We start from the raw sequence: 4,186 nt of genomic DNA, 5'->3' as shown, positions 1-4,186 counted from the left end.
CGCACCGCTGCTGGCCTTCTGCCTGCTGGTGTTCATCGGCATGCAGTCCTTCAACTCGCTGCCGATCACCCGTTTTCCCAACATCGACGTACCGCTGGTTTCGATCAGCGTGACGCAGAGCGGCGCTTCGCCTGCCGAACTCGAAATGCAGGTGACGAAGGAGATCGAAGACGCAGTCGCCTCGATCACCGGCATCGACGAAATCCAGTCGACCGTGACCGACGGCAGTTCGCAGACCAACGTCATGTTCCGCATGGAAGTGCCGACCGAACAGGCCGTACAGGACACCAAGGACGCGATCGACCGCATCCGCAGCGATCTGCCGGCAAACGTCGAAGAACCTATTGTCTCCAAGGTCGATGTCGAAGGCCAGGCGATCCAGACCTTCGCCGTTTCCTCGCCCGCCATGTCGCTGGAGGAACTTTCCTGGTTCGTTGACGACACGATCAAGCGTTCGCTGCAGGGCCAAGCCGGCATCGGCCGCGTCGACCGCTACGGCGGCGCCGAGCGCGAAGTGCGCATCGAACTCACGCCCGACAAGCTCAACGCCTATGGCATCACCGCCGCAAGCGTGAACGAGCAGCTGCGCGGCACCAACATCGACCTCGGCTCCGGCCGCGGCCAGGTGGCCGGCAGCGAACAGGCGATCCGTGTTCTCGGTGACGCCCGCAACGTCGCCGACCTCGCCAACACGACGATCGGCCTGCCGAACGGCCGCTTCGTCAAACTATCCGATCTCGGCGTCATCAAGGACACCTATGAGGAGCCGAAATCCTTCTCGCGCTTCAACGATACCCCAGTCGTTACCTTTGGCGTCTTCCGCTCCAAGGGCGCCAGCGAGGTCAGTGTCGCCGAAACCGTGGCGCAGAACCTCGACAAGGTTCGGACCGAAAACCCGAATGTGAAGATCGAACTGATCGACGATTCGGTTTATTTCACCTACGGCAACTACGAAGCCGCCATTCATACGCTGCTCGAAGGCGCGCTGCTCGCCGTCATCGTCGTCTTCCTGTTCCTGAGGAACTGGCGCGCGACGCTGATTTCCGCGATCGCCCTTCCGCTGTCCGCGATCCCGACCTTCTGGATCATGGACTTGATGGGCTTCTCGCTGAACCTCGTCAGCTTCCTCGCTTTGACGCTCGCGACCGGCATCCTCGTCGACGATGCGATCGTCGAAATCGAAAACATCGCCCGCCACATCAAGATGGGCAAGACCCCCTATCGAGCGGCGATCGAGGCGGCTGATGAAATCGGCCTCGCCGTCATCGCCACTACCTTCACAATCATCGCCGTCTTCGTGCCGGTTTCCTTCATGCCGGGCATTCCGGGCCAATACTTCATCCAGTTCGGCTTGACCGTCGCCTTCTCCGTCTTCTTCTCGCTGATGGTGGCGCGCCTCATCACACCGATGATGGCCGCCTATCTGATGCGCCCCGAAGACGCGATGGAAGACCATCACGACAATGACGGCCTGCTGATGAAGGGCTATACCCGTCTCATACGTGGCACGACCGGACGCTGGTACACGCGTTATGCGACGCTGATTGTCGCGTTCGGCTTCCTGGTCGGCTCTGTTATGTTGCTGATGCAGGTTCCCGGCAGCTTCCTGCCGCCGGAAGACGCTTCACGCATCGTTCTCTCCGTCGAACTGCCGCCCAATGCACGGCTTGACGACACCGAGCAGACGACGGATGCGATCTACGACAGGGTCAAGGACATCAACGGTGTCGATAGCGTCTTCGTTCTCGGCGGCGCATCACCGAAGGGCGAACTCGAACTGCGCCGCGCGACCATCACGCTCGCCCTCGACAAGCTCGACCAATCGCTGATCAAGAAGATGGTCAACGACGTGCTCGGCCATATCCCGGTCGTTGGCCCGATGCTGCCGAAGGTGGAAGTCCACGGGCGCGAACGTCCGCAATGGAATATCGAAAAGGAAGTCTTCGCCAAGCTGCGCGACATTCCCGACGTCCATATCCTGAAGCTTAACGACCGCGGCGAACGCGACCTCTCCTTCAACTTCCTCTCCAAGAACGAGAAGGACCTGAACGACGCCGTCGGCATTCTGGAATCCAAGCTCCGCGCCGATCCGCTGCTTGCCAATGTCAGCGCCGACGGCGCCCTGCCCCGTCCCGAACTGCAGGTTCATCCGCGCAAGGATGAGGCTGCCCGCCTCGGCATCACGCCGCAGCAGATCTCCGAGACAATCCGCGTCGCCACCATCGGCGATGTCGATGCAGCCCTTGCCAAGATCTCGCTCGACGATCGCCAGATCCCGATCCGTGTCCAGACTTCACTCGACATGCGCCGCGATCTCGCGGCCATCCGGGCGCTGAAGGTCCAGACGGCCAGCGGCGGCACCGTTCCGCTCGCAAGCGTCGCCAATATCGACTATTCGGAAGGCGTAAGCTCGATCAAGCGCAACAACCGCAACCGCGTCGTCTCGATCGGCTCCGACCTGCCGCAGGGCGTGGCGCTCGACACGGCTTCGGCCCGCTTCCGCGAGATCGTCAATGGGGCCAACATCCCGGCCACGGTGCACCTTGCCGAAAGCGGCGACACCAAGGTGCAGACGGAGATGCAGCAGAGCTTCGTCAACGCCATGCTGATGGGCCTGCTGCTGGTGCTGACGGTGCTGATCCTGCTCTTCAAGGACGTGATCCAGCCCTTCACCATCCTGTTCTCGCTGCCGCTCGCCATTGGCGGCGTCGCAGCCGGCCTGCTCGTCACCAACAATCCGCTGTCGATGCCTGTCATGATCGGCATCCTGATGCTGATGGGTGTCGTCACCAAGAACGCAATCCTGCTCGTCGATTTCGCGATCGAGATGCGCCACCAGGGCATGCCTCGCGTCGAGGCCATGGTCGAAGCCGGCCGCAAGCGCGCCCGTCCGATCATCATGACCTCGATCGCCATGTCGGCGGGCATGCTGCCTTCTGCGCTCGGCGTCGGCGAAGGTGGCTCGTTCCGCGCGCCGATGGCGATCGCGGTGATCGGCGGCATCATCGTCTCGACCGTGCTCTCGCTCGTCGTCGTGCCCTCCTTCTTCCTGATCATGGACGATCTGTCCCGCCTGCTCGGATGGGCTTTCGGCCGCCTGGTCGGCAGGAAGGACAACGAGGAGCTGCCGCTATCGCGCGAGGATCTCACCCGCGTCACCCGGGAGAACCGCGGCGATATCGACTCGCTGGAGGAGCGCCTGACTGCGATCGAAAAACCGGAAAGCAAACGCAAGACCGCCAACGGCAACGACACCAACGTCCTGCGCCTACCGCCCTTCGCGGCGGAATAAGCAAAACCCAGGAAATGAACGGGCCGGGAGCGATCTCCCGGCCCGTTCATTTTGTAGTTCATTTCTTGGCGTTGACCGAAATCAATTCCGCCATCCTCTCCTTCCCGTATTTTACCCGGCAGCCATAAGGAATTGAAAGACCGGCCATATCAGGAGACCGGGAGATGAACAGAATGCTGACATTCAACGGCCATGAGGCCGCGGTCCTCGCCAAGGCTGACTTCATGGCCGGGCTCGACCACGACGAGGCTGAAGCCCTGCGCGCCTGCTCCACCATTCTCCTCTGCGACCCGCACGACGTTCTCTTCGAGGAGGGCGACAAGGCTGCCTATTTCTATTGCGTGCTCAGCGGTTATGTCAGGCTCTATCGCCACAACGGCGACGGCAGGCAGGCCGATATCCGCATCTGCGAGCCCAGCGACAGCTTCGCCGAATGCCTGATCCACGCCGACGAAACCTATAGCACCGGCGCGCAGGCGATGGATCATGCCGTACTGGCGTGCTTTCATATCGCCAAGGTCCGGCGGTTGCTGGACGAGCGGCCACGGATCGGCAAGGCGATCATGCGCAGCCTGTCGCTGCATCTGATCTCAACGATGGAATGCCTGGCAAGCGACCGCATGCAGACCGCGCCGCAGCGCGTGGCAAACTATCTGCTGACCCATTGCGTCGAGGACGGTGCGAGCGCTTCGCTGCGGCTGCCCTTTCCGAAAAATCTGCTTGCCCGCAAGCTCGGTCTCGCGCCGGAGGCGCTTTCGCGCGCCTTCTCGACGCTAAAGATGAAAGGTGTCACGGTGCGCGGCCGGGCGATCGCCATCAGCGACGTCAAAGTGCTGCGGCAGATCTGACCGTCAGAACACGATGCCGAAGGCTCTAAGCATGTCGCGCAAAACT

General features: G+C 61.8%; 2 protein-coding genes. Both read left to right on the top strand.

Annotation, left to right across the window (positions count from 1 at the left end; translation table 11 throughout):
* Window positions 1-3,292: efflux RND transporter permease subunit (locus tag FY112_RS02220; protein ID WP_151517550.1), on the top strand; the 3,292-nt coding region annotated here is incomplete at its 5' end.
* Between the two features lie 164 nt (window positions 3,293-3,456).
* Window positions 3,457-4,140 (top strand): Crp/Fnr family transcriptional regulator, encoded by a 684-nt coding sequence (locus tag FY112_RS02215; protein WP_131707801.1) that lies wholly within the window; start codon window positions 3,457-3,459, stop codon window positions 4,138-4,140.
* Window positions 4,141-4,186: the final 46 nt, after the last annotated feature.

The organism is Rhizobium sp. PEPV16 (assembly GCF_008919455.1).
GTDB lineage: Bacteria > Pseudomonadota > Alphaproteobacteria > Rhizobiales > Rhizobiaceae > Rhizobium > Rhizobium leguminosarum_Q.
Note: the sequence above shows the minus strand (reverse complement) of the source record. Positions and strands in the feature narration are given on the sequence as shown.

Coding starts and splice junctions, on each gene's coding strand:
- FY112_RS02215 (WP_131707801.1), top strand. CDS start 3,457: ATGAACAGAATGCTGACATTCAACGGCCATGAGGCCGCGGTCCTCGCC.